The sequence below is a fragment of the Microbacterium atlanticum genome, from assembly GCF_015277815.1.
GTDB classification, from domain to species: domain Bacteria; phylum Actinomycetota; class Actinomycetes; order Actinomycetales; family Microbacteriaceae; genus Microbacterium; species Microbacterium atlanticum.
Genome location: NZ_CP063813.1, coordinates 615,388 through 638,810 on the forward strand (window position 1 = coordinate 615,388; position 23,423 = coordinate 638,810).

The following is a 23,423-nucleotide window of genomic DNA, read 5'->3' on the forward strand; positions in this document are numbered from 1 at the left end:
GCCGCCGCCCGACACGCCCGAGTTTGCGACACGCCCGGGCTGCACGTAGACTAGTGAGGTTCCACATTCCGGTGCCCCTCTTGGCGTGCGCCGGATCACTGCCAGGGCAGTGCATAGGCAGCGCAGGCGCGCAGAGTCCTAGGCCGCGGGCAGCAGAACCACCACATCTTCAACCCACCCACTGCGGAGCACCGTTTCGCGCGGGCGGGAGCGGATGCCGGGAGCGGCGCTTCGGCGCGGCATCCGGATTGACATGAGAACAGCGGTGCCCTCGAACGGGCTCGGAGGTCGCAAGGCCGCCACCCGCGAGATATGCCCGGCGCGCGAGCGCCATGTGCGTCCAATGCCCGAGAGGTACGACGCGGAAAGAGAGTGAGCAGACAATGGCGGGACAGAAGATCCGCATTCGCCTGAAGTCGTACGACCACGAGGTCATCGACTCGTCGGCGCGCAAGATCGTCGACACCGTGACCCGTGCGGGCGCGACCGTCGTGGGCCCCGTGCCCCTTCCGACCGAGAAGAACGTCATCCCCGTGATCCGTTCTCCCCACAAGTACAAGGACAGCCGCGAGCACTTCGAGATGCGCACCCACAAGCGTCTGATCGACATCGTCGACCCGACGCCCAAGGCGGTCGACTCGCTCATGCGCCTGGACCTCCCGGCTGACGTCAACATCGAGATCAAGCTCTGAGGTTCGACATGGCTGACATCAACTCCAAGGTTTCCAAGGGCCTGCTGGGCACCAAGCTCGGCATGACCCAGGTTTGGGACGAGAACGGCAAGCTCGTTCCCGTCACCGTCATCGAGATCGCCCCGAACGTCGTGACCCAGGTCCGCACGCCGGAGAAGGACGGCTACAACGCCGTCCAGATCGCGTACGGGCAGATCGACCCCCGCAAGGTGAACCAGCCCCTGACGGCCCACTTCGAGGCCGCCGGTGTCACCCCGCGCCGTCACCTCACCGAGATCCGCACCGCGGACGCCGCTGACTACTCACTCGGTCAGGAGCTCACGGTGGACGGCACGTTCGAGGCCGGCCAGCTGGTCGACGTCGTCGGCACCAGCAAGGGCAAGGGCACCGCGGGCGTCATGAAGCGCCACAACTTCAAGGGCGTCTCCGCTTCGCACGGTGCGCACCGCAACCACCGCAAGCCCGGTTCGATCGGCGCCTCGTCGACCCCGAGCCGCGTGTTCAAGGGCATGCGCATGGCCGGCCGCATGGGTGGCGAGCGCGTGACCGTCCTCAACCTCACGGTGCACGCCGTCGACGCCGAGAAGGGTCTGCTGCTCGTCAAGGGCGCCGTCCCCGGCGCGCGCGGCCGCATCGTCTACGTCCGCAACGCAGTGAAGGGTGCCTGATCACATGGCTGACTCGACTCTCGCGCTCGACGTCGTGAAGGCTGACGGCTCGGCCGCTGGTTCCGTCCAGCTGCCCGCCGCGCTCTTCGACGTCAAGACGAACATCCCGCTCATCCACCAGGTCGTCGTCGCGCAGCTCGCGGCGGCCCGCCAGGGCACCCACTCGACCAAGCGTCGCGGTGAGGTCTCGGGCGCCGGCCGCAAGCCCTTCAAGCAGAAGGGCACGGGCAACGCCCGCCAGGGCTCGATCCGCGCGCCGCACATGACCGGCGGTGGCATCGTGCACGGCCCGAAGCCGCGCGACTACTCGCAGCGCACCCCCAAGAAGATGATCGCCGCCGCGCTCCTCGGCGCGCTCAGCGACCGGGCCCGTGGCGAGCGTCTCCACGTGGTGGAGTCGTTCGGCATCGAGGGTGCGCCCTCGACCAAGGCCGCCGCTGCGGTCCTCACCGGTCTCGGCGCGACCAAGAACGTGCTCGTGGTCGTCGACCGCGAGGACGACATCAACGTCCTGAGCGTCCGCAACCTCGCGTTCGCGCACGTGCTGCCGTTCGACCAGCTCAACGCCTACGACGTGCTCGTCTCGGACGACATCGTCTTCACCAAGGCCGCTTACGACGCGTTCGTCGCGTCGAAGACCGCCGCCACCGAGGAGGCCTCGGCATGACCGCCGTGAACAAGGACCCGCGCGACATCATCCTCAAGCCGGTCGTTTCGGAGAAGAGCTACGGGCTCATCGACGAGGGCAAGTACACCTTCCTCGTCGACCCCCGCGCCTCCAAGACCGAGATCAAGCTCGCGATCGAGAAGATCTTCGGCGTGAAGGTCGCAGCGGTCAACACGCTCAACCGCACGGGCAAGGCCCGTCGCACCCGCTTCGGCACCGGCAAGCGCAAGGACACCAAGCGCGCCATCGTGACCCTGAAGTCGGGCACCATCGACATCTTCACGGCAGTCGGCTGACGGTCGGGACAGAGGACTAGAGAACTATGGCTATTCGCAAGTACAAGCCCACGACCCCGGGTCGCCGCGGCTCGTCGGTGGCCGACTTCGCCGAGATCACCCGATCGACGCCGGAGAAGTCGCTCCTCCGCCCGCTCAGCAAGACCGGTGGCCGCAACAACCAGGGCCGCATCACCACCCGCCACATCGGCGGTGGCCACAAGCGCCAGTACCGCGTCATCGACTTCCGTCGCAACGACAAGGACGGCGTCAACGCCAAGGTCGCGCACATCGAGTACGACCCCAACCGCACCGCGCGCATCGCGCTGCTGCACTACTTCGACGGCGAGAAGCGCTACATCCTCGCGCCGAACAAGCTGTCGCAGGGCGACATCGTCGAGTCCGGTGCGTCGGCTGACATCAAGCCCGGCAACAACCTGCCGCTGAAGAACATCCCGACCGGTACCGTCGTGCACGCCATCGAGCTCCGCCCCGGCGGCGGCGCGAAGCTGGCGCGTTCGGCCGGTGCGTCGGTGCGTCTGGTCGCCAAGGACGGCCCGTACGCCCAGCTGCGTCTGCCCTCGGGCGAGATCCGCAACGTCGACGCGCGCTGCCGCGCGACCGTCGGCGAGGTCGGCAACGCCGAGCAGTCGAACATCAACTGGGGCAAGGCCGGCCGCAACCGCTGGAAGGGCATCCGCCCGACCGTCCGCGGTGTCGCCATGAACCCGGTCGACCACCCGCACGGTGGTGGTGAGGGCAAGACGTCCGGTGGTCGTCACCCGGTTTCGCCGTGGGGTCAGGCTGAGGGCCGCACCCGTCACGCGAACAAGGAAAGCGACAAGTACATCGTCCGTCGTCGCAACGCCGGCAAGAAGCGGAAGTAGGAGTAGAGGAAGATGCCTCGCAGCCTTAAGAAGGGCCCCTTCGTCGACGAGCACCTGCTTCGCAAGGTCGTCGTCCAGAACGAAGCCGGCACCAAGAACGTCATCAAGACCTGGTCGCGCCGTTCGATGATCATCCCGGCCATGCTGGGTCACACCATCGCCGTGCACGACGGTCGCAAGCACATCCCCGTGTTCGTGACCGAGACCATGGTCGGCCACAAGCTGGGCGAGTTCGCGCCCACCCGCACCTTCCGCGGCCACGTGAAGGACGACAAGAAGGGCCGCCGCCGCTGACGCGGGGGCAGAGGAGAGAGAAATGGTGGAGTCCATCGCACGCGTGCGACACATCCGCGTGACCCCTCAGAAGGCTCGTCGTGTCGTCGCGCTCATCAAGGGCAAGCAGGCCGAGGAGGCCCTGGCCATCCTCAAGTTCGCGCCGCAGGGTGCGAGCGAGCCGATCTACAAGCTCGTCGCCTCGGCGATCGCGAACGCTCGCGTGAAGGCCGACAAGGACGGCGAGTACCTGGACGAGCAGGACCTGTACGTGAAGAACGCGTACGTGGACGAGGGCACGACGCTCAAGCGTTTCCAGCCCCGTGCACAGGGTCGCGCCTTCCAGATCAAGAAGCGCACCAGCCACATCACCGTCGTGCTCTCGACCCCCGAGGTCGCCGAGACGGCACCGGCTGCCAAGAGCAAGAAGGCGAGCAAGTAATGGGACAGAAGGTCAACCCGTACGGCTTCCGCCTCGGCATCACCACGGACCACGTGTCGCGTTGGTTCTCGGACTCGACGAAGCCCGGACAGCGCTACGCCGACTACGTGGCCGAGGACATCAAGATCCGTCGCCTGCTGACGACGTCGCTTGACCGCGCCGGCGTGAGCAACATCGAGATCGAGCGCACGCGCGACCGCGTCCGCGTCGACATCCACACCGCCCGCCCGGGCATCGTGATCGGCCGCCGCGGCGCCGAGGCTGAGCGCATCCGCGCCGACCTCGAGAAGCTGACCGGCAAGCAGATCCAGCTGAACATCCTCGAGGTCAAGAACCCCGAGGCCGACGCCCAGCTCGTCGCGCAGGGCATCGCCGAGCAGCTCACCGCGCGCGTGGCGTTCCGCCGCGCGATGCGCAAGGGCCTGCAGGGCGCTCAGCGCGCCGGCGCCAAGGGCGTCCGCATCCAGGTCTCCGGCCGCCTCGGCGGCGCCGAGATGAGCCGCTCGGAGTTCTACCGCGAGGGTCGTGTGCCGCTGCACACGCTGCGCGCGAACATCGACTACGGCTTCTACGAGGCCAAGACCACCTTCGGCCGCATCGGCGTGAAGGTCTGGATCTACAAGGGCGATCTGACCAACAAGGAGCTCGCTCGCGAGCAGGCCAACCAGAAGCCGGCGCGCGAGCGCGGCGACCGCCGTGGCCCCCGTGGCGACCGCGGCGACCGTGGCGACCGCGGTGAGCGCCGCAACGAGGCCCCCGTGGCAGAAGGAGCGTCGGCGTAATGCTCATCCCCCGCAAGGTCAAGTACCGCAAGCAGCACCACCCGGGCCGCTCGGGCCAGGCCACCGGCGGCACCAAGGTGTCGTTCGGCGAGTTCGGCATCCAGGCCCTCACGCCCGCCTACGTGACGAACCGTCAGATCGAGTCCGCTCGTATCGCGATGACCCGTCACATCAAGCGTGGCGGCAAGGTGTGGATCAACATCTACCCCGACCGACCGCTGACCAAGAAGCCGGCCGAGACCCGCATGGGTTCCGGCAAGGGCTCGCCGGAGTGGTGGGTCGCCAACGTCAAGCCGGGTCGCGTCCTGTTCGAGGTCGCCGGCGTCAACGAGGAACTCGCTCGTGAGGCCCTGACCCGTGCCATCCACAAGCTGCCGCTGAAGGCACGCATCATCAAGCGCGAGGAGGGCGACGCGTAATGGCGATCGGCACCAAGACGCTCGCGACGAGCGAGCTCGACACGTTCGAAGACCAGCGCCTGGTCGAGGAGCTGCGCAAGGCCAAGGAAGAGCTGTTCAACCTGCGCTTCCAGTCGGCCACCGGCCAGCTCGAGAGCCACGGCCGCATCCGTGCGGTCAAGCGCGACATCGCGCGGCTCTACACCGTCATCCGCGAGCGCGAGCTCGGCATCCGTGCCACGCCCGCTCCGCTGGAGACGGCGACGAAGGCGAAGAAGACCAAGGCCAAGAAGGCGGATGCCGCCTCCGAGGCCGTGAAGGAAGAGGCCGAGTGATGGCTGACAAGAAGCAGGCCGCCGAGGTCGAGCACGCCGAGCACGACGTGCGCGACGCCGACGCCCGCGGCTACCGCAAGGCCCGCCGCGGCTACGTCGTCAGCGACAAGATGGACAAGACCATCGTCGTCGAGGTCGAGGACCGCGTGAAGCACCCGCTCTACGGCAAGGTCATCCGCCGCACCTCCAAGGTGAAGGCGCACGACGAGACGAACTCCGCCGGCATCGGCGACCTCGTCCTCATCAACGAGACCCGCCCGCTGAGCGCCACCAAGCGCTGGCGTCTGGTGGAGATCCTGGAGAAGGCCAAGTGATTCAGAACGAGTCCCGCCTCAAGGTCGCCGACAACACGGGCGCCAAGGAGCTGCTCACCATCCGCGTTCTCGGTGGCTCGAACCGCCGCTACGCGGGCCTGGGTGACATCATCGTGGCCACCGTCAAGGACGCGATCCCCGGCGGCAACGTCAAGAAGGGCGACGTCGTCAAGGCCGTCGTCGTCCGTACCGTCAAGTCGACCCGTCGTCCCGACGGCTCGTACATCAAGTTCGACGAGAACGCCGCCGTCATCCTGAAGAACGACGGGGAGCCCCGCGGCACCCGCATCTTCGGACCGGTCGGCCGTGAGCTTCGCGACAAGAAGTTCATGAAGATCGTCTCGCTCGCACCGGAGGTGATCTGACCCCATGGCCAAGATCAAGAAGGGCGACCTGGTTCAGGTCATCTCGGGCGCCAAGCCCGAGCGCGGCGGCGACCGCGGCAAGCAGGGCAAGGTCCTCGAGGTCCTCGCCGAGCAGAACCGCGTCATCGTCGAGGGCGTGAACTACGTCACCAAGCACAACCGCGTCGGCCAGTCCCAGCGCGGCACCAAGACGGGCGGCATCGAGACGATGGAAGCCCCGATCCACATCTCCAACGTCCAGCTCGTGGACCCCTCGACCAAGAAGCCGACCCGCGTCGGCCACCGCGTCGAGGAGCAGACGAAGGACGGCGTGAAGCGCACCGTCCGCGTGCGCTACGCGAAGAAGTCAGGCAAGGACCTCTAATGGCTACCGCAACTGCCGCGCCGGCTGGCAAGACCCAGCCGCGCCTGAAGCAGAAGTACAACGGCGAGATCAAGAAGGCGCTGCAGGACGAGTTCGGCTACGCGAACGTCATGCAGATCCCCGGCCTGGTCAAGGTCGTCGTGAACACCGGTGTCGGCGAGGCCGCCCGTGACAGCAAGGTGATCGATGGCGCGGTCGACGACCTCACCAAGATCACCGGCCAGAAGCCGGTCGTCACCAAGGCCCGCAAGTCCATCGCGCAGTTCAAGCTGCGCGAGGGTCAGGCCATCGGCGCGCACGTCACCCTCCGCGGCGACCGCGCGTGGGAGTTCGTCGACCGCCTGGTCAACCTCGCCCTGCCCCGCATCCGCGACTTCCGCGGCCTCTCGCCCAAGCAGTTCGACGGCCACGGCAACTACACCTTCGGTCTCCAGGAGCAGTCGGTGTTCCACGAGATCAACCAGGACAAGATCGACCGCGTCCGCGGCTTCGACATCACGATCGTGACGTCGGCCAAGACCGACGACGAGGGCCGTGCGCTCCTGCGCGCCCTGGGCTTCCCCTTCAAGGCGGACGACGCCCAGGCGTGACCTTTCGAACGGATGCCGCGGCCGGCGCCACAGCGGCGGTCGCGGCATCCGATCACACAACTGAACACAGCCGTCATGGAAGGTCGTCTGTCGTGTAACGGCAGCCGATACCTCGTGAACAAAGGAATCAAGAAATGACAATGACAGACCCGGTCGCAGACATGCTGACCCGTCTGCGCAACGCGAACTCGGCGCACCACGACACCGTGTCGCTGCCGAGCTCCAAGCTCAAGACCCACATCGCGGAGATCCTCCAGCAGGAGGGCTACATCTCATCGTGGGAGGTCAGCGACGCCCGCGTCGGCCAGACCCTCACGCTGACGCTCAAGTACGGCCCGAACCGCGAGCGGTCGATCGCCGGCATCAAGCGCGTCTCCAAGCCCGGTCTGCGCGTCTACGCGAAGTCGACCGAGATCCCCCGCGTCCTCGGCGGCCTCGGCGTCGCGATCCTGTCCACCTCCTCTGGCCTCCTCACGGACCGCCAGGCCGAGCAGAAGGGCGTGGGTGGGGAAGTCCTCGCCTACGTGTGGTGATCTGACATGTCGCGTATCGGTCGTCTTCCGATCGACATCCCCGCCGGTGTGACCGTCTCGGTCGAGGGCCAGGATGTCGCCGTCAAGGGTCCCAAGGGCGAGCTCTCGCTCACCGTGGCCCGTCCCATCGAGGTCAAGGTCGAAGAGGGCCAGGTCGTCGTGACCCGCCCCGACGACGAGCGCTCGTCGCGTTCGCTGCACGGCCTGACCCGCACGCTCATCAACAACAACATCATCGGTGTCACCCAGGGCTACACCAAGGGCCTCGAGGTCGTGGGCACGGGTTACCGCGTGGCGCAGAAGGGCGCGGCGGTCGAGTTCGCACTCGGCTTCTCGCACCCGGTGCTCGTCGAGCCGCCCGCCGGCATCACGCTGACGGTCGAGGGCAACAACAAGCTCACCGTCTCGGGCATCGACAAGCAGGCCGTCGGCGAGGCCGCGGCCAACATCCGCAAGATTCGCAAGCCCGAGCCGTACAAGGGCAAGGGTGTGCGCTACGCCGGCGAGGTCGTCCGGCGCAAGGCCGGAAAGGCTGGTAAGTAACCATGGCTGTGAAGTCGAAGTCCGACGCGCGCGCGCGTCGTCACGCCCGCCTTCGCAAGAAGGTCGTCGGCACCTCCGAGCGTCCGCGCCTGGTCGTCACGCGCTCGGCGCGCCACGTCTTCGTGCAGATCGTCGACGACAGCAAGGGCCACACGCTGGCCTCGGCCTCGACCCTCGAGACCGATCTGCGCGCGTCCGACGCTGACAAGACCGCCAAGGCCCGCAAGGTCGGCGAGCTCCTCGCCGAGCGTGCCAAGGCCGCCGGCGTCTCGGACGTCGTGTTCGACCGTGGCGGCAACCGCTACGCCGGCCGTGTCGCGGCGATCGCCGACGGCGCCCGCGAGGGAGGTCTGAACCTGTGAGTGACAACAAGGAGAACATCGTGACCGACCAGGCAGCAGCCGAGGCGCAGGCCCCGGCCGCCGAGGCGCCCGCCGAGCGCGAGCGCGAGCCGCGCCGCGGCGGTCGCGAGCGCAACCAGACCCGCGGTGACCGCGGTGGCCGCGACCGCAACGAGAGCCAGTTCCTCGAGCGCGTCGTCACCATCAACCGCGTGTCGAAGGTCGTCAAGGGTGGCCGCCGGTTCAGCTTCACCGCGCTCGTCGTCGTCGGCGACGGCAACGGTGTGGTCGGCGTCGGCTACGGCAAGGCCCGCGAGGTGCCGCTGGCGATCTCGAAGGGCGTCGAGGAGGCCAAGCGCAACTTCTTCCGCGTGCCCCGCGTCGGCTCGACCATCCCGCACCCGGTGCAGGGTGAGGCCGCCGCCGGTGTGGTGCTGCTGCGCCCGGCCGCCGCCGGTACCGGTGTCATCGCCGGTGGCCCGGTGCGCGCCGTGCTCGAGTGCGCCGGCATCCACGACGTGCTGTCGAAGTCGCTCGGCTCGTCCAACACGATCAACATCGTCCACGCGACGGTGGAGGCCCTGAAGCAGCTCGAGGAGCCCCGTGCGGTCGCCGCGCGCCGTGGCCTCGACTTCGACCAGGTCGCCCCCGCCCGTCTCGTCCGTGCCGAGGCTGAGGCCGCGGCCGCTGCGAAGGCAGGTGTCTGATGGCTGCGCGTCTGAAGGTCACGCAGGTCAAGTCCAAGGTGAGCGAGAAGCAGAACCAGCGCGACACGCTGCGTTCGCTCGGTCTGAAGCGGATCGGCGACTCGGTCGTCCGTCCCGACGACGCGCAGACGCGCGGCTACGTCCGGACCGTCGCCCACCTCGTCAAGGTTGAGGAGATCGACTGATGGCTGAGAAGGCCGAGAAGAACGAAGCCGTCGAGGAGAAGGCCCCCAAGAAGGCCGCCTCCTCGAAGAAGGCTGCTGACAAGGCGCCCGCCGCCGCCAAGGCCGACAAGGCGGAGAAGGCTCCTGCGAAGAAGGCCGACAAGGCCGCTCCGAAGAAGTCCGCCGCGAAGAAGGACGTCCCGGCTGCGCGCCCGGGCGTGCTGAAGGTGCACCACCTGCGTCCGGTCCCCGGCGCCAACACCCCCAAGACCCGCGTGGGTCGCGGTGAGGGCTCGAAGGGCAAGACGGCAGGCCGCGGCACCAAGGGCACGAAGGCCCGCTACCAGGTGAAGGTGGGCTTCGAGGGCGGCCAGATGCCGCTGCACATGCGCACCCCGAAGCTCCGCGGCTTCAAGAACCCGTTCCGCGTCGAGTACCAGGTCGTGAACCTGGACAAGCTCGCGGAACTGTACCCGGCCGGTGGCGACGTCACCGTGGGCGACCTGGTCGCCAAGGGTGCGGTGCGCAAGAACGAGAAGGTCAAGGTGCTCGGCACCGGCGACATCTCGGTCAAGCTCAACGTCGCGGTCGACAAGGTCTCGGGCTCCGCCGAGCAGAAGATCGTCGCCGCGGGCGGCACCGTCAAGTAATACGCGCACAGTGGGGGTCGGAGCTTGCTCCGGCCCCCACTGGGTTACCCTGGACGTCGGCACGTCTGCGTGCCGCCGCCCCCCTCTGGAGGAATCCTCTTGTTCAGCGCCATCGCGCGGATCTTCCGCACTCCTGACCTTCGGCGGAAGATCGCATTCACCCTGGCGATCATCGCCCTGTACCGCCTCGGTGCGCACGTCCCGGCTCCGTTCGTCGACTTCCCGAACGTGCAGTCGTGCCTCCGGCAGTCCGCCGGCACCGAGGGGCTGCTGTCGCTGGTCAACCTCTTCTCCGGTGGCGCCCTGCTGCAGCTGTCGATCTTCGCGCTCGGCGTCATGCCGTACATCACCGCGACGATCATCGTGCAGCTGCTGCGCGTGGTCATCCCGCACTTCGAGACCCTCTACAAGGAGGGCCAGTCGGGTCAGGCCAAGCTCACGCAGTACACGCGCTACCTGACGATCGCGCTGGCGCTCCTCCAGTCGACCACCCTCGTCACCGTCGCCCGCAGCGGTCAGCTGTTCGGCGTCACCGGCGTGCCCGAGTGCGAGCAGCTGCTCACCAACGACGTGTGGTGGGCGCAGCTGCTCATGATCATCACGATGACCGCCGGCACCGGCCTCATCATGTGGTTCGCCGAGCTCGTGACCGAGCGTGGCATCGGCAACGGCATGTCGCTGCTCATCTTCACGTCCATCGCCGCGGCGTTCCCCGCCTCCATGTGGGCCATCTGGCAGTCGCGCGGCTTCGAGGTCTTCCTCCTCGTGCTGGCCGTCGGCATCGTCGTGGTCGCGCTCGTCGTCTTCGTCGAGCAGTCGCAGCGCCGCATCCCGGTGCAGTACGCCAAGCGCATGGTCGGCCGCCGCACCTACGGCGGCACCAACACGTACATCCCCATCAAGGTCAACATGGCCGGCGTCGTGCCCGTCATCTTCGCCTCGTCGCTGCTGTACATCCCCGCCCTCATCGCGCAGTTCAACCAGCCGCAGCCCGGCGAAGAGGTGCCGGGCTGGGTGCAGTGGATCCAGGCCTACCTCGTCACGGGCGACAACGCGCTGTACATGGCGCTGTACTTCCTGCTCATCGTCGGCTTCACGTACTTCTACGTCGCGATCACGTTCAACCCCGTCGAGGTCGCCGACAACATGAAGAAGTACGGCGGCTTCATCCCCGGCATCCGTGCCGGCCGGCCGACCGCCGAGTACCTCGACTACGTCCTCACGCGCATCACGCTCCCGGGTTCGATCTACCTGGGTCTGATCGCGCTCCTCCCGCTCGTCGCCCTCGCCACGGTCGGCGCCAACCAGAACTTCCCGTTCGGCGGAGCCTCGATCCTGATCATCGTGGGCGTCGGACTCGAGACGGTGAAGCAGATCGACGCGCAGCTGCAGCAGCGCCACTACGAAGGGCTCCTCCGATGACGCGTCTTCTGATCGTCGGCCCCCAGGGCTCCGGAAAGGGCACGCAGGGTGTCCGCATCGCCGAGGCGTTCGGCATCCCGGCCGTCTCGACCGGCGACGTCTTCCGCGGCGCGGTCGCGGACGGCACCGACCTGGGCCTGCAGGTGAAGGCCATCATCGAGGCGGGCGACCTCGTGCCCGACGAGCTCACCAGCGCGGTCGTGCGCGACCGGCTGTCGCAGGAGGACGCCGCCGGCGGCTTCCTGCTGGACGGCTATCCCCGCAACGTCGCCCAGGTCATGCACCTCGACGAGTTCCTCGAGGGCCGCGACGAGACGCTGGACGCGGTGATCGAACTCGCCGTGCCGCGCGAGGAGAGCATCGCCCGCATCGGCCTGCGCGCCCAGGAGCAGGGTCGCACCGACGACACCGAAGAGGTCATCGCCAACCGGCTGGCGATCTACGAGCGCGAGACCGCACCGATCCTCGAGGTGTACCGCACTCGCGGCATCGTCGACAGCATCGACGGCGTCGGCTCCCTCGACGAGATCACCGACCGCATCGTCGCCGCGCTCGAGGCGCGCGGCCTGGTGCGCGTCCCGGTCTCCTGAACGTGTCGCTGCGCCGCTCCATCTACAAGTCTCCCGCCCAGCTGCGGGCGATGGTGGAGCCGGGCCTCATCACCGCCGCCGCCCTCGACGCGGTCCGCGGCCTGATCGCGCCCGGCGTGACGACCGGAGAGCTGGATGCCGCGGCATCCGCGGTCATCACGGCACGTGGAGCGAAGTCGAACTTCCAGATGGTGCGCGGGTACCGCCACACCATCTGCGCCTCGGTGAACGAGCAGGTCGTGCACGGCATCCCGGGCGAGCGCGCGCTGGAGCCCGGTGACATCCTGTCTGTCGACGCCGGTGCCGAGTACAAGGGCTGGAACGGCGACTCCGCATTCACCTTCGTGCTGCCCGACGACGCCCGGCCCGACGTCGTGGCCGAGCGGCAGCGCCTGTCGGAGGTGACCGAGGGGTCGCTCTGGGCCGGCATCGCGTCGCTGGCCACCGCCCGCCACCTCGGCGAGGTCGGCGCCGCGATCCAGGAGCACATCGAGGCGAACTCGCCCGAGTCGGGCGCGTACGGCATCCTCCGCGAGTACGTCGGGCACGGGATCGGCCGCAAGATGCACGAGTCGCCCTCGGTGTTCAACTACCGGGTGGCAGACCCCGGCCCCGAGGTGCGGCCCGGTCTGGTGCTCGCGATCGAGCCGATGGTCGTGATCGGCGACCAGGCCACGTTCGTCGAGGACGACGGGTGGACGGTGTCGACCATCGACGGCACGGCCGGATCCCACTGGGAGCACAGCGTCGCCGTGCACGAAGACGGAATCTGGGTGCTGACCGCACCCGACGGCGGAGCGGCGGGCCTCGCGCCCTTCGGCGTGACGCCGCAGCGGATCGCCTGAGGAGGCTCGCACACATGGCACAGGCCGGCGCACGCAAGGGCAACTGGTTCGCGATCTGGGTGACGATCGCCGTGGTGGTGGCACTCGCGCTCGTGGCGGTGCTCGTGGTGACGCTCAACAACCAGGCTGCCCCGAAGCCGCTGCCCACCGAGGTCAACCCGCCCTCGGCGGCGAACATCGATGCCGAGACCGGCGCGATCCTCGTCGGCGAGGGCGAGGACCGTCTCGACACCTACATCGACTTCATGTGCCCCGTCTGCAACCAGTTCGAGCAGGTCTACGGCCCCGAGATCGAGGGCCTCGTCGACGACGGCAGCATCACGCTCGGCATCCACCCCATCTCCATCCTCGACCGCGCGTCGAACGGGACGCACTTCTCCACGCGATCGGCCAACGCCGCGTACTGCGTCGCCGAGGCCGACCCGGACGCGGCGCTGCCGTTCCTGCAGGCGATGTTCGAGAACCAGCCGGCCGAGGGATCGGACGGGCTCTCGAACAACGAGATCCTCGAGATCGCGGCAGGTGTCGGCGTGAGCGGCATCGACGCGTGCGTGGACGACGGGACGTACGCGGGCTTCGTCACGGCGATGACCGCCGAGACACCGGTGCAGCCCGGCCAGTCCGGCATCGCCACGCCGACCATCGCGGTCAACGGCGAGGTCATCGCGAACTCGCAGCTGCCCGAGCCCGGCTCGCTGGCGACCCTCTTCGGGTAACCGCTCGGGGTTGCGGATGCTCGGGCGCCGAGGCATCCGCTCTCCCGCTGTGTCGGCCGGTGTGGCTCCCGCCGCCCGATTCTGTGCCCAAACCACCCCGTCCCGCCGAAACCACCTCCGATTGTCAGGCGGAATCGGGTGGACTCGGCGAGCAGGGGTGGATTGGTCGGCGCGAGCCCGGCGCCCGAGGGAGGCGGTGGCAGGGTTCCTCCACATGCGGCTCCGGCGCGGAGGAGTCCACGACTTCACTGTGCGCGGTGCTGACGCGAACGCGCGTCGGCGATCGTGAGTCCATGAAGATCGCCGACGCCCGAAGCCGCGTCATCCGCCGGAGCGAAGTGATCGCGGGCGGGGCGACGGAGCGACAGCTACGCACGCTTGTAGACAGAGGTGAGCTGACCCGAGTCCGCAGCGGCTTCTACGCGAGGGCGTCGCACCTGTCCGGGCTCCACGTCGAGGAGCGCCACCTCCTCGATGTCGTCGCCGCCGACGCCGCTCGGCGCGGCGGCGATGTGGTCTTCTCGTCGATCTCGGCTGCCGTCGCGCACGGGCTTCCGCTCTTCGGGATTCGGCCCGACCGCGTCCATGTCGCGGGACCGCGCACGGACGCGGTCGCGAGGCCGAGGGCCGGGCTCGCCCACCATGCCGTCCAGCTGTCGGACGGAGACAAAGTAGTGCTCGATGGCCTCCCCTGCACGTCGCTTGCGCGGACCGTGTTCGACCTCGCACGAACGGTTCCGCGCGGCACGGCGGTCGCGGCGGCTGATGCTGCGCTGCGGGCGGTGGCCTGGCATGCCGGTGATCGCGTGTATGACGAGTATGCGGCGGAGGCGTTTCGGAGCGGACTGCTGGACCGGCTGGCGAAGGCGGCCGGGTCGCGAGGAGTGCGGCAGGCGCGCTTCATCGTGGCGTTCGCCGACGGCAGGGCACAACTGCCCGGTGAAAGCATCAGTCGCCTCCATCTCCACGACCTGGGCTTTGCGCCTCCCCGCCTGCAGGTGCCGTTCCGTGGCCCGCGCGGCGAGGACTGGGCGGTCGACTTCGGTCTGGACGACGCCGACGCCTGGGGCGAGTTCGACGGCAAGGGCAAGTACACGGATCCGGCTTTCCTCCGCGGGCGCACGCCGGAGCAGGCGGTGCTCGAGGAGAAGTATCGGGAGGACTGGATCCGTGGTACGTCCAACCGCAGGTTCGCGCGGTGGGGCATCGCTCACGTCGGATCCGCAGCCGACCTGGCGCGCAGGCTGGCGGCTTTCCACATCAGCCCGCCCAGCTAGTGTCTCGCCCCTCCTCCGCTCCCTGCCGCTGTCACGTCAGGCCAAACCACCCCTTCTCGCCGAAACCACCCACGACGGTCGGGCGAAATCGGGTGGGCTCGGCGAGAAGGGGTGGTTTGGGCAAGAGCCACCGCGGCGCAGGGCACGGGCCGCGGACGGGCATTTGCCGGGGCATCCGATATCACGTATGCTTGATCTTTGGTGCGTTGCGCCTTCATTGGCGTGTCGAAGCACCGAACCCCCATCCACCGCAGACCGACCGGTCTGCACAAGTGATAGCGAGCGTATGGCGAAGAAAGACGGTGTCATCGAGATCGAGGGCGTCGTGTCCGAGGCGCTGCCCAACGCGATGTTCCGCGTCGAGCTCAGCAACGGACACAAGGTTCTCGCCACGATCTCAGGCAAGATGCGGCAGAACTACATCCGCATCATCCCCGAGGACCGTGTGGTCGTGGAGCTCTCGCCCTACGACCTGACGCGCGGTCGCATCGTCTACCGCTACCGCTAGGCCGGTCGAGAAGTAACACCCCGCGCGTGCCCGCACGGACGCGCGCGCCCGGTGAAGACAGCGAAGAGAAGAAATCATGAAGGTCAACCCCTCCGTCAAGCCCATCTGCGACCACTGCAAGGTCATCCGCCGCCACGGTCGCGTCATGGTCATCTGCAAGTCGAACCCGCGTCACAAGCAGCGCCAGGGCTGATCGGATGCTGCGCCCCGGCGCAGCCCGATGACGACAACTCAATACATCACAGGCAGGATCAGAACCCGCAGTGCGGGGGACACCTCGGGCGGAGGCCCGGGCACCGATCCTGCTCCACACCTCCACTCACTCCCAGGAGAACCGCATGGCACGTCTTGCCGGCGTCGACATCCCGCGCGACAAGCGCGTGGTGATCGCCCTTACCTACATCTACGGCGTTGGCCGTACCCGCTCGGTCGAGATCCTCAAGGCGACGGACATCGACGAGAACGTCCGCGTCAAGGACCTCAGCGACGACCAGCTCATCGCGCTCCGCGACCACATCGAGGCCAACTACAAGGTCGAGGGTGACCTCCGCCGCGAGGTGGCCGCCGACATCCGCCGCAAGGTCGAGATCGGCTCCTACGAGGGTCTGCGTCACCGCCGCGGCCTCCCGGTGCGCGGTCAGCGCACCAAGACGAACGCTCGCACCCGCAAGGGCCCCAAGCGCACCGTCGCCGGCAAGAAGAAGGCGCGCTAAGGCGCGGCCCCAGGGTTTAGGAGAACACGCACATGGCACAGGCCAAGACCGCCGCGCGCAAGCCGCGCCGCAAGGAGAAGAAGAACATCGCGCTGGGCCAGGCCCACATCAAGTCGACGTTCAACAACACGATCGTCTCGATCACCGACCCGTCGGGCGCCGTCATCAGCTGGGCGTCCTCGGGTGGCGTGGGCTTCAAGGGCTCGCGCAAGTCGACGCCGTACGCCGCCGGCATGGCCGCGGAGTCCGCTGCGCGCCAGGCCCAGGAGCACGGCGTGAAGAAGGTCGACGTCTTCGTGAAGGGCCCGGGCTCGGGCCGCGAGACCGCGATCCGCTCGCTGCAGGCCGCCGGCCTCGAGGTCGGCTCCATCCAGGACGTGACGCCGCAGGCCCACAACGGCTGCCGTCCGCCCAAGCGCCGCCGCGTCTGACATTTCGCCCTTCGGCGGGCTCGGGGACCGTGACGGTTCCTGAGCCCGCCGAAGGGCCACCGCACGTTTGACGGATGCCTCGGCCCGGGGCATCCGCCCGAGTAAAACTCAACACCTCACCCACCGCACGTGTCATATAGCGGGCACGTGATCGAAAGGAACACATAGTGCTCATCGCACAGCGTCCCACTCTGACCGAGGAGAAGATCGGGGAGTTCCGCAGCCGTTTCGTCATCGAGCCGCTGGAGCCCGGCTTCGGCTACACGATCGGCAACGCGCTGCGTCGCAGCCTCCTGTCGTCCATCCCCGGCGCGGCCGTGACGTCGATCCGCATCGACGGCGTCCTCCACGAGTTCAGCACCATCCCGGGTGTGAAGGAGGATGTCACCGAGATCATCCTCAACATCAAGCAGCTGGTCGTCTCCAGCGAGCGCGACGAGCCCATCACCGCGTACCTGCGCAAGACCGGCGCCGGTGAGGTCACCGCCGCCGACATCTCCGCTCCCGCCGGCGTCGAGGTGCACAACCCCGAGCTCGTCATCGCGACGCTCAACGACACCGCCAAGTTCGAGCTCGAGCTCACCATCGAGCGCGGCCGCGGCTACGTGTCGGCGACCCAGAACCGCAACGAGTACGCCGAGGCCGGCCAGATCCCGGTCGACTCGATCTACTCGCCGGTGCTCAAGGTGTCGTACCGCGTCGACGCGACGCGTGCCGGCGAGCGCACCGACTTCGACAAGCTCGTGCTGGACGTCGAGACCAAGCCCTCGATCGCCCCGCGCGACGCCGTCGCGTCGGCCGGTCGCACGCTGACCGAGCTGTTCGGCCTGGCCCGCGAGCTCAACGTCGAGGCCGAGGGCATCGAGATCGGCCCGGCGCCGGTCGAGACGGTGCTGTCGAATGAGCTGTCGATGCCGATCGAGGACCTCGACCTGTCGGTCCGCTCCTACAACTGCCTCAAGCGCGAGGGCATCAACACCGTGTCGGAGCTCGTCGCCCTGTCGGAGACGCAGCTGATGAACATCCGCAACTTCGGTCAGAAGTCGGTCGACGAGGTGCGCGACAAGCTCGTCTCGCTCGGCCTGTCGCTGAAGGACTCGGTCCCCGGGTTCGACGGCGCGCACTTCTACGGCGGCTACGACGACGAGACCGTCTGAGCCAGCCGGTAACCGGATGCCGCGGCATCCGTTCCCGACCGACTTCTTCACCCTGGAGTAACTGAGAATGCCCAAGCCCACCAAGGGTCCCCGCCTCGGAGGCGGCCCCGCCCACGAGCGCCTGCTGCTTGCGAACCTGGCCGCCGCGCTGTTCACGCACAAGTCGATCAAGACGACCGAGACCAAGGCCAAGCGCCTGCGTCCGCTCGCCGAGCGCCTGATCACGTTCGCCAAGCGCGGCGACCTGCACGCGCGTCGCCGCGTGCTGTCGGTCATCGGTGACAAGGAAGTCGTGCACGTCCTGTTCACCGAGATCGCTCCGCTGGTCGCCGACCGCGACGGCGGCTACACCCGCATCACCAAGGTCGGCAACCGCAAGGGCGACAACGCGCCCATGGCCGTGATCGAGCTCGTGCTCGAGCCGGTCAGCCCGAAGCCGAAGTCGGCCAAGAAGTCGGCGGCCACCGCTGCCGCTCCGGCTGCCACCGCTGCAGATGAGACCGCTGCCGAGGAGACGAACGTGAGCGACGAGCCCGTCGAGGACACCACCCCCGAGGAGTCGGCCACCGCTGCCGGCGCCGAGTCGCCCGAGGAGGGCGAGGCCGCCGAGGCTGCCGCCGAGGACGCCGTCGTCGAGGACGACCAGAAGTCCGAGTGATCGGACGCCGGGCGCAGCCGCCCGGCCAGGTCGCGGCATCCGTGCCCGGCCACCCTTGCACCGCGAGACCCGTCACCCGTCAGGGTGGCGGGTCTCGCTGCGTCTGCGCGGCGCCCTGAGCCGTCGCGCCGGGCGCCCGGGGCGTATCACGCGCGGGCGGGCCGTCTCTATGCCAGGAAGCAGGCCGAGCGCTACTCTGGGCGCAGCCTCGGGGGGCCGAGGCGACGGGGATGCTTCCTGCGCCAGGGGACGGCGCGCGAGGGGAGAGAGGGTGTCGGACGCGGAGATGCCCGCGGCGACCGCCGCGCAGTGGGTGGGGACCCCGCGCGCCCGCACGCGTGCCGGCCTGTCGATCTACTCGCTGCTGCTGATCATGCTGCTGTCGGTCAGCGTGCTGTCGAGCATCGTGGTGGGCATCATCGGCTACGTCAACGGCACCGAGGCGCTGCGGGCGATCGCGTACGAGAAGCTCGTGGAGATCCGCGAGAACCGCAGCCGTGAGGTGACCCAGCTGTTCCGCTCGATCGAGAACTCGGTGCGGCTGTCTGCCCTCAACGACACCAGCACCGCCGCGGTGCGGGCGTTCGCCGACGGGTACGCGCAGCTGGAGGGACAGGACACGGATGCCGCGTCATCCGCCGCCGTCGACCGCTACTATCGCGACACCTTCGCCGCCGACCTCGAGGCGGCGACCGGCGAGAGCGTGGACGGGTCGGCGTTCGCGCCGCGCGGCGCGGCGCAGACCTACCTGCAGTTCCACTACGTGATCCCGCACGACGACTGGGAGACGGCGATCCAGACCGACGACGCGGGCGACGGCAGCGAGTGGTCGGCGGCGCACGCCCGGTATCACGACTACTTCCGCACCATGACGGAGCTGCAGGAGTACGAGGACGTGCTCATGCTCGACACGCGGGGCAACGTCGTCTACACCGCGTACAAGGGCGTGGACCTCGGCACGAACCTCTTCGACGGCCCGTACCGGCTGTCGAACCTCGCCGAGGCGTACCGCCAGGCCATGGACCGCAACATCGTCGATGACGTGGTGCTCGCCGACTTCGCCGCGTACGGGCCGAGCCTCGGCGCGCCGGCGGGCTGGGCGGTGGTGCCGATCGCCGACGGCGGCGAGGTGCTGGGAGCGCTCGCGATCGAGCTGCCCATCGAGCGAATCGACGACGTCATGACCGTCGCCGGCGAGTGGGAGCTCAACGGGCTCGGGGCGACGGGCGAGACGTACCTCGTCGGGGACGACGGCACCATGCGGTCCGTCTCGCGGGCGCTGCTGGACGACCCGGCGACGTACCAGGAGGAGGCGGTCGCCGCGGGCCTCAGCCCCGGCGCGGCGGCGCTCAGCGTGCAGAACGGCAACACGCTGCTGCATCAGGCGATCGCCGGCACCGCCGTGATGCGCGCGCTCGCCGGCGAGTCGGGCACGCTGCTGGAGAGCGACTACCTCGGGCGCCCGAGCCTCACGGCGTACGCGCCGCTCGAGGTCGACGGGCTGGACTGGGTCATCGTCGCGCAGGAGACCGAGCAGGAGGCGATGGTCCCGGTCGAGGACTTCACGCGCAACCTCATCCTCTCGACCGCCGCCATGATCATCTTCGTGTGCGTGCTGTCGCTCGTGCTGGCGCAGGTCTTCGTGCGGCCGCTGCGGCGCCTGAAGACCGCCGCGCAGCGGATCGCCGCGGGCGACGAGGGCGTGCAGGTCGAGGCCGGTTCCAGTGATGAGCTCGCCGACGTCGCCACCGCCTTCAACGACATGAGCCGCAGCCTGCAGGTGAAGTCGCACCTCATCGCGCAGCAGGAGAAGGCGAACGAGGAGCTCATCCTCTCGTTCATGCCCGAGGGGATGGCCGACCGCTACCGGCACGGCGACGAGGCGATCACGCAGGACAGCGACGACGTCACGGTCGTGTTCGCCGACATCGTCGGCTTCGAGGCGCTCGCGGCGTCGATGTCGTCGGACGAGGCGGTCGCCCGGCTCAACGACCTCATCCGGGCGTTCGACGAGGCGGCCGAACGCCACGGCGTCGAGCGGGTGCGTACGACGCGGCAGAGCTATCTGGCCAGCTGCGGCCTGGCCACGCCCCGGGTCGACAACGCGCGCCGCGCGGTCGAGTTCGCCCTCGAGCTCGACACGATCCTGGAGCGCTACTCTGCGCAGCAGGGCGTGTCGCTGGCGCTGCGGGCGGGGCTGGACTCGGGCAAGGTGACCAGCGGACTGATCGGCCGGGCGCGGGTGGTCTACGACATGTGGGGGGATGCCGTGAACCTCGCGTTCCGCGTGCAGGGCGACTCGGACGCCCCGGGCATCTACCTGACGCAGCGGGTCGCCGAGCGCCTGCCCGACTCGATCCCCGTCCACCCGGCGGGCGAGATCGAGACGCAGAGCGGCGGGCAGCGTGTGTGGAAGGTCGAAGCGCCGACCGTCGTCGTGGCCGAGGGGTGAGGCATCCGTGACCGGCATCGTCTCGCAGCCGTGGTTCTGGCCCGCCGTCATCGTCTCGGTGGGGCTGCCGCTCGCGCTCATCGGCCTGACGGAGTTCCACAACGCGCTGGCGCGGCGCGGCAGCCGGGCGGCGCCCATCGTGCTGCTGGTGCGCAACTACCTCGTCCCCGTCGCGGGCGTGCTGGTGCTGCTCAGCCAGCCCGGCGCGTGGGAGGGGTCGGGCACGTGGCCCAAGGTGGTGTGGACGATCTTCGGCCTGCTCGTGATCGTCGTCACGATCAACGCGGCCAATCACCTCGTCTTCCACCGCGCCGAGAAGGGGTCGTGGCGCGACCGGTTCCCGACGATCTTCAGCGATCTCATCCGCTTCGTCTTCATCGTGCTGGGCATCGCGGCGGTCTTCTGGTGGGTGTGGGATGCCGACGTGGCGGGCGTCTTCGCCGCGCTCGGCATCACCTCCATCGTCGTGGGCCTCGCTCTGCAGAACGCGGTCGGGTCGATCGTGTCGGGGCTGTTCCTCGTGTTCGAGGCGCCGTTCGAGCTGGGCGACTGGATCGAGATGGGGGGCGTCCGGGGCCAGATCGTCGAGGTGAACTGGCGGGCGGTGCACCTGGAGACCGGCAACGGCACGCTCGTGATCCCGACGGCGGAGCTGGCCGAAGGGTCGTTCGTGAACCTCTCGCGCAACCCCGAGCCCTACGCTGCGACGCTGGAGGTGGAGTTCGGCAGCGACGACCCGCCGGCGCGCGTGCGCGAGCTGCTGGTGTCGGTGGCGCGCGACATCCCGCTGCTCGCGCCGGGGCGGGAGCCCTCCGCGACGACGCGGGGCGGCGCGCGGTACGAGGTCGCGATCCCGCTGCGCACCCCCGGTGACCGCGCCGCCGCGCTGGACGCCTTCGCCACCCGGCTCTGGTACGCCGCGCGCCGCGCCGAGCTGCACCTCGACGGCGATCTCACCGACGAATGGCGCACTCCGGCCCGGCTGCAGGACGCGCTGCGGCAGATCGCGCCCGCGCTGAGCCTCAGCCCGGGCGAGGCCGAGGCCCTGGCCGCGCACGCCCACCTCGAGCGCTACTGCGCGGGCGAGTCGCTGCTGCGACCGGGGACGGTGCCGGGGGAGACGAGGTTCATCCTCGACGGGTCGGTGATGCTGGGTGTGCCCACCGACGACGAGGGCTTCGTGCAGGTCGGGACGCTCGGGCCCGGCGACGCCGTCGGCCTCACCGCGCTCACGCGCACGCCGACGATCTCGCGGGCCGTGGCGGTGACGGAGGTGCACGCGGTGGTCGTGCCGGTCGCCGCGCTCGACGACATCGTCCGCGCCCACCCCGTCGTCGCGCGCGAGATCGTGCGTGAGAGCGAGAACCGGCTGCGCCTGGCGGGCGCGGCGCTGCAGGCGGCGGGTCAGCCGCTGCCGCGTGGCCGGTACGTCGTCGGCTGAGGTCGCTTCTGGTTTCCGTGCCGAGCGGCTTGAATCGACGGAAGCATGCGGCCCGGGCGGCCCGGACCGGCCCCGGGGGCTGGCGCCTTTGGGATGCGCGCGCCTCGGCCGCATTGGGCTTCGAAAAAGGCGTTCAACTTCCGGCTCACACAGCTGTTTCGAATCTGATCGCTCGCGCTTCCGCGGGGAGCGGGAGGTGTCGCGGGTGGGGGAGCGGGACGTCACCGGCGGGGTGGCTCTGCGGAGCTGTGTGAGCGGGAGGTGCCGCGGCGCGTCAGGGCCCCACGAGACCTGTGTGAGCTGAAGGTTCAACGCCCTTTTCGACAAGGCGCGATCCCCGGCGCCGAATAGGGTGGAGTCCGTGCGCATCCGGCTCGACATCGCCTACGACGGCACGCACTTCCGCGGCTGGGCGCGCCAGCCAGGACTGCGCACGGTCCAGGAGACCCTCGAGTCCGCCCTCGCCCGTGTGATTGGCGGCGATCCCCGGCTCGTCGTCGCCGGGCGCACCGACGCGGGGGTGCACGCCACCGGGCAGGTGGCGCACGTCGACCTCGACGACGCGCAGCAGGCCCGCATGCTCGCCCGGCACGCGCGCGCGGGTGCGGGCCCGCAGACCGCCGACGACCGCGCCGCGGCCCTTGCCGCACGCATCAGCGGGGTCGTCGGGGCGTACTCCGACGTCGCGGTGCCCCGCTCCCTGATCGCGCCCGCAGGCTTCGACGCGCGCTTCTCCGCGGTGTGGCGGCGGTACGAGTACCGCATCGGCGACGCGATCACCGGGTACGACCCGCTCGAGCGTCATCGCACCACCGCGGTGCGGGCACCCCTGGACGTGGAGGCGATGGATGCCGCGGCTCGCGCCCTCGTCGGATTGCACGACTTCGCGGCCTACTGCAAGCCCCGCGAAGAGGCGACCACCATCCGCACGCTCCTCGAGTTCGACTGGCATCGGGACGACGTGGGCGTCCTCGTCGCCAACGTCAAGGCCGACGCGTTCTGCCACAGCATGGTGCGCGCCCTCGTCGGAGCGTGCGTCGCGGTCGGCGAGGGCCGGCTCGACGTCGACGACGTCGTCGACATCCGGGACGGCCGGGAGCGCGTGCCCGAGGTCAAAGTGCTCGCCGCGCGCGGGCTCACGCTCACCGAGGTCGGCTACCCCGCCGACGAGCTGCTCGCGCAGCGCGCCGAGCAGACGCGGGCGCGCCGAGACCGCGAGTGAC

Annotated in this window: 34 protein-coding genes; all 34 read left to right on the forward strand. The window is 69.1% G+C overall.

Annotation, left to right across the window (positions count from 1 at the left end; all coding sequences use genetic code 11):
• The first annotated feature begins 383 nt into the window (after nt 1-383).
• The 34 genes from rpsJ (at nt 384) to truA (ending at nt 23,422) form a co-directional block, all read left to right on the forward strand.
• Complete coding sequence (gene rpsJ, locus IR212_RS02615) at nt 384-692, forward strand: 30S ribosomal protein S10 (RefSeq protein WP_194397473.1); 309 nt, start codon at nt 384-386, stop codon at nt 690-692.
• 8 nt (nt 693-700) lie between these two features.
• Nucleotides 701-1,360 (forward strand): 50S ribosomal protein L3, encoded by a 660-nt coding sequence (gene rplC / locus IR212_RS02620; RefSeq protein WP_194397474.1) that lies wholly within the window; start codon nt 701-703, stop codon nt 1,358-1,360.
• Nucleotides 1,361-1,364: 4 nt separating this feature from the next.
• Nucleotides 1,365-2,027, forward strand: coding sequence for a 50S ribosomal protein L4 (gene rplD / locus IR212_RS02625; protein ID WP_194397475.1), 663 nt, complete (start codon nt 1,365-1,367; stop codon nt 2,025-2,027).
• Entirely contained in the window at nt 2,024-2,323 is a 300-nt protein-coding gene (gene rplW / locus IR212_RS02630) for a 50S ribosomal protein L23 (protein ID WP_045301485.1), read from the forward strand. The genes rplD and rplW overlap by 4 nt, the downstream gene beginning before the upstream one ends.
• Nucleotides 2,324-2,349: 26 nt before the next feature.
• Entirely contained in the window at nt 2,350-3,189 is an 840-nt protein-coding gene (gene rplB / locus IR212_RS02635; RefSeq protein ID WP_194397476.1) for a 50S ribosomal protein L2, read from the forward strand.
• A 12-nt stretch (nt 3,190-3,201) separates the two neighbouring features.
• A complete protein-coding gene (gene rpsS / locus IR212_RS02640) occupies nt 3,202-3,483 on the forward strand; it encodes a 30S ribosomal protein S19 (RefSeq protein ID WP_018171448.1) in 282 nt (93 codons plus the stop codon).
• A gap of 22 nt (nt 3,484-3,505) precedes the next feature.
• Nucleotides 3,506-3,904: a 50S ribosomal protein L22 gene (rplV, locus tag IR212_RS02645; protein WP_109210486.1), complete on the forward strand. Its 399-nt coding sequence runs from the start codon at nt 3,506-3,508 to the stop codon at nt 3,902-3,904.
• Complete coding sequence (gene rpsC / locus IR212_RS02650) at nt 3,904-4,686, forward strand: 30S ribosomal protein S3 (RefSeq protein ID WP_194397477.1); 783 nt, start codon at nt 3,904-3,906, stop codon at nt 4,684-4,686. Before rplV ends, rpsC begins: the two co-directional genes overlap by 1 nt.
• Entirely contained in the window at nt 4,686-5,105 is a 420-nt protein-coding gene (gene rplP, locus IR212_RS02655) for a 50S ribosomal protein L16 (RefSeq protein ID WP_018171451.1), read from the forward strand. Before rpsC ends, rplP begins: the two co-directional genes overlap by 1 nt.
• Nucleotides 5,105-5,419, forward strand: a complete 315-nt coding sequence (rpmC, locus tag IR212_RS02660; protein ID WP_194397478.1) for a 50S ribosomal protein L29 — start codon at nt 5,105-5,107, stop codon at nt 5,417-5,419. Before rplP ends, rpmC begins: the two co-directional genes overlap by 1 nt.
• Entirely contained in the window at nt 5,419-5,733 is a 315-nt protein-coding gene (rpsQ, locus tag IR212_RS02665; protein ID WP_194397479.1) for a 30S ribosomal protein S17, read from the forward strand. The genes rpmC and rpsQ overlap by 1 nt, the downstream gene beginning before the upstream one ends.
• The gene (rplN, locus tag IR212_RS02670) at nt 5,730-6,098 is read left to right on the forward strand and encodes a 50S ribosomal protein L14 (protein ID WP_127818513.1); all 369 of its coding nucleotides are present in this window, start codon (nt 5,730-5,732) and stop codon (nt 6,096-6,098) included. The genes rpsQ and rplN overlap by 4 nt, the downstream gene beginning before the upstream one ends.
• 4 nt (nt 6,099-6,102) lie before the next feature.
• On the forward strand, nt 6,103-6,462 hold the full coding sequence (rplX, locus tag IR212_RS02675; protein ID WP_194397480.1) for a 50S ribosomal protein L24: 360 nt from the start codon (nt 6,103-6,105) through the stop codon (nt 6,460-6,462).
• On the forward strand, nt 6,462-7,052 hold the full coding sequence (gene rplE, locus IR212_RS02680) for a 50S ribosomal protein L5 (protein WP_194397481.1): 591 nt from the start codon (nt 6,462-6,464) through the stop codon (nt 7,050-7,052). Before rplX ends, rplE begins: the two co-directional genes overlap by 1 nt.
• A 134-nt stretch (nt 7,053-7,186) precedes the next feature.
• Nucleotides 7,187-7,585 carry a 30S ribosomal protein S8 gene (gene rpsH / locus IR212_RS02685; protein ID WP_194397482.1) on the forward strand — a complete coding sequence of 133 codons (399 nt, stop codon included), beginning with the start codon at nt 7,187-7,189 and terminating at the stop codon, nt 7,583-7,585.
• Between the two features lie 6 nt (nt 7,586-7,591).
• Nucleotides 7,592-8,128, forward strand: a complete 537-nt coding sequence (rplF, locus tag IR212_RS02690; protein WP_194397483.1) for a 50S ribosomal protein L6 — start codon at nt 7,592-7,594, stop codon at nt 8,126-8,128.
• A gap of 2 nt (nt 8,129-8,130) precedes the next feature.
• Complete coding sequence (gene rplR / locus IR212_RS02695; RefSeq protein WP_194397484.1) at nt 8,131-8,490, forward strand: 50S ribosomal protein L18; 360 nt, start codon at nt 8,131-8,133, stop codon at nt 8,488-8,490.
• Nucleotides 8,487-9,176: a 30S ribosomal protein S5 gene (rpsE, locus tag IR212_RS02700; protein ID WP_194397485.1), complete on the forward strand. Its 690-nt coding sequence runs from the start codon at nt 8,487-8,489 to the stop codon at nt 9,174-9,176. Before rplR ends, rpsE begins: the two co-directional genes overlap by 4 nt.
• Nucleotides 9,176-9,361, forward strand: coding sequence for a 50S ribosomal protein L30 (rpmD, locus tag IR212_RS02705; protein ID WP_018171461.1), 186 nt, complete (start codon nt 9,176-9,178; stop codon nt 9,359-9,361). The genes rpsE and rpmD overlap by 1 nt, the downstream gene beginning before the upstream one ends.
• The gene (rplO, locus tag IR212_RS02710) at nt 9,361-9,990 is read left to right on the forward strand and encodes a 50S ribosomal protein L15 (protein ID WP_194397486.1); all 630 of its coding nucleotides are present in this window, start codon (nt 9,361-9,363) and stop codon (nt 9,988-9,990) included. The genes rpmD and rplO overlap by 1 nt, the downstream gene beginning before the upstream one ends.
• A gap of 99 nt (nt 9,991-10,089) precedes the next feature.
• Entirely contained in the window at nt 10,090-11,412 is a 1,323-nt protein-coding gene (secY, locus tag IR212_RS02715; RefSeq protein ID WP_194397487.1) for a preprotein translocase subunit SecY, read from the forward strand.
• Nucleotides 11,409-12,002 carry an adenylate kinase gene (locus tag IR212_RS02720; protein ID WP_194397488.1) on the forward strand — a complete coding sequence of 198 codons (594 nt, stop codon included), beginning with the start codon at nt 11,409-11,411 and terminating at the stop codon, nt 12,000-12,002. Before secY ends, IR212_RS02720 begins: the two co-directional genes overlap by 4 nt.
• Nucleotides 12,003-12,004: 2 nt before the next feature.
• Entirely contained in the window at nt 12,005-12,847 is an 843-nt protein-coding gene (gene map / locus IR212_RS02725; RefSeq protein ID WP_194397489.1) for a type I methionyl aminopeptidase, read from the forward strand.
• A 14-nt stretch (nt 12,848-12,861) separates the two neighbouring features.
• Nucleotides 12,862-13,563 carry a DsbA family protein gene (locus IR212_RS02730; RefSeq protein ID WP_194397490.1) on the forward strand — a complete coding sequence of 234 codons (702 nt, stop codon included), beginning with the start codon at nt 12,862-12,864 and terminating at the stop codon, nt 13,561-13,563.
• Between the two features lie 293 nt (nt 13,564-13,856).
• The gene (locus tag IR212_RS02735) at nt 13,857-14,840 is read left to right on the forward strand and encodes a type IV toxin-antitoxin system AbiEi family antitoxin domain-containing protein (RefSeq protein WP_194397491.1); all 984 of its coding nucleotides are present in this window, start codon (nt 13,857-13,859) and stop codon (nt 14,838-14,840) included.
• 286 nt (nt 14,841-15,126) lie between these two features.
• Entirely contained in the window at nt 15,127-15,348 is a 222-nt protein-coding gene (gene infA / locus IR212_RS02740) for a translation initiation factor IF-1 (RefSeq protein ID WP_018171468.1), read from the forward strand.
• A gap of 76 nt (nt 15,349-15,424) precedes the next feature.
• Nucleotides 15,425-15,541 carry a 50S ribosomal protein L36 gene (rpmJ, locus tag IR212_RS02745; protein WP_005050492.1) on the forward strand — a complete coding sequence of 39 codons (117 nt, stop codon included), beginning with the start codon at nt 15,425-15,427 and terminating at the stop codon, nt 15,539-15,541.
• Nucleotides 15,542-15,686: 145 nt separating this feature from the next.
• Nucleotides 15,687-16,061: a 30S ribosomal protein S13 gene (gene rpsM, locus IR212_RS02750; protein ID WP_194397492.1), complete on the forward strand. Its 375-nt coding sequence runs from the start codon at nt 15,687-15,689 to the stop codon at nt 16,059-16,061.
• 32 nt (nt 16,062-16,093) lie between these two features.
• Entirely contained in the window at nt 16,094-16,492 is a 399-nt protein-coding gene (rpsK, locus tag IR212_RS02755; protein ID WP_056117708.1) for a 30S ribosomal protein S11, read from the forward strand.
• Between the two features lie 167 nt (nt 16,493-16,659).
• The gene (locus IR212_RS02760; protein ID WP_106816577.1) at nt 16,660-17,649 is read left to right on the forward strand and encodes a DNA-directed RNA polymerase subunit alpha; all 990 of its coding nucleotides are present in this window, start codon (nt 16,660-16,662) and stop codon (nt 17,647-17,649) included.
• Between the two features lie 67 nt (nt 17,650-17,716).
• The gene (gene rplQ / locus IR212_RS02765) at nt 17,717-18,307 is read left to right on the forward strand and encodes a 50S ribosomal protein L17 (RefSeq protein WP_194397493.1); all 591 of its coding nucleotides are present in this window, start codon (nt 17,717-17,719) and stop codon (nt 18,305-18,307) included.
• A gap of 271 nt (nt 18,308-18,578) precedes the next feature.
• On the forward strand, nt 18,579-20,759 hold the full coding sequence (locus tag IR212_RS02770; protein ID WP_194397494.1) for an adenylate/guanylate cyclase domain-containing protein: 2,181 nt from the start codon (nt 18,579-18,581) through the stop codon (nt 20,757-20,759).
• Between the two features lie 7 nt (nt 20,760-20,766).
• Nucleotides 20,767-22,200 (forward strand): mechanosensitive ion channel domain-containing protein, encoded by a 1,434-nt coding sequence (locus tag IR212_RS02775; protein WP_194397495.1) that lies wholly within the window; start codon nt 20,767-20,769, stop codon nt 22,198-22,200.
• A 361-nt stretch (nt 22,201-22,561) separates the two neighbouring features.
• Complete coding sequence (gene truA, locus IR212_RS02780; protein ID WP_194397496.1) at nt 22,562-23,422, forward strand: tRNA pseudouridine(38-40) synthase TruA; 861 nt, start codon at nt 22,562-22,564, stop codon at nt 23,420-23,422.
• Nucleotide 23,423 lies beyond the last annotated feature (1 nt).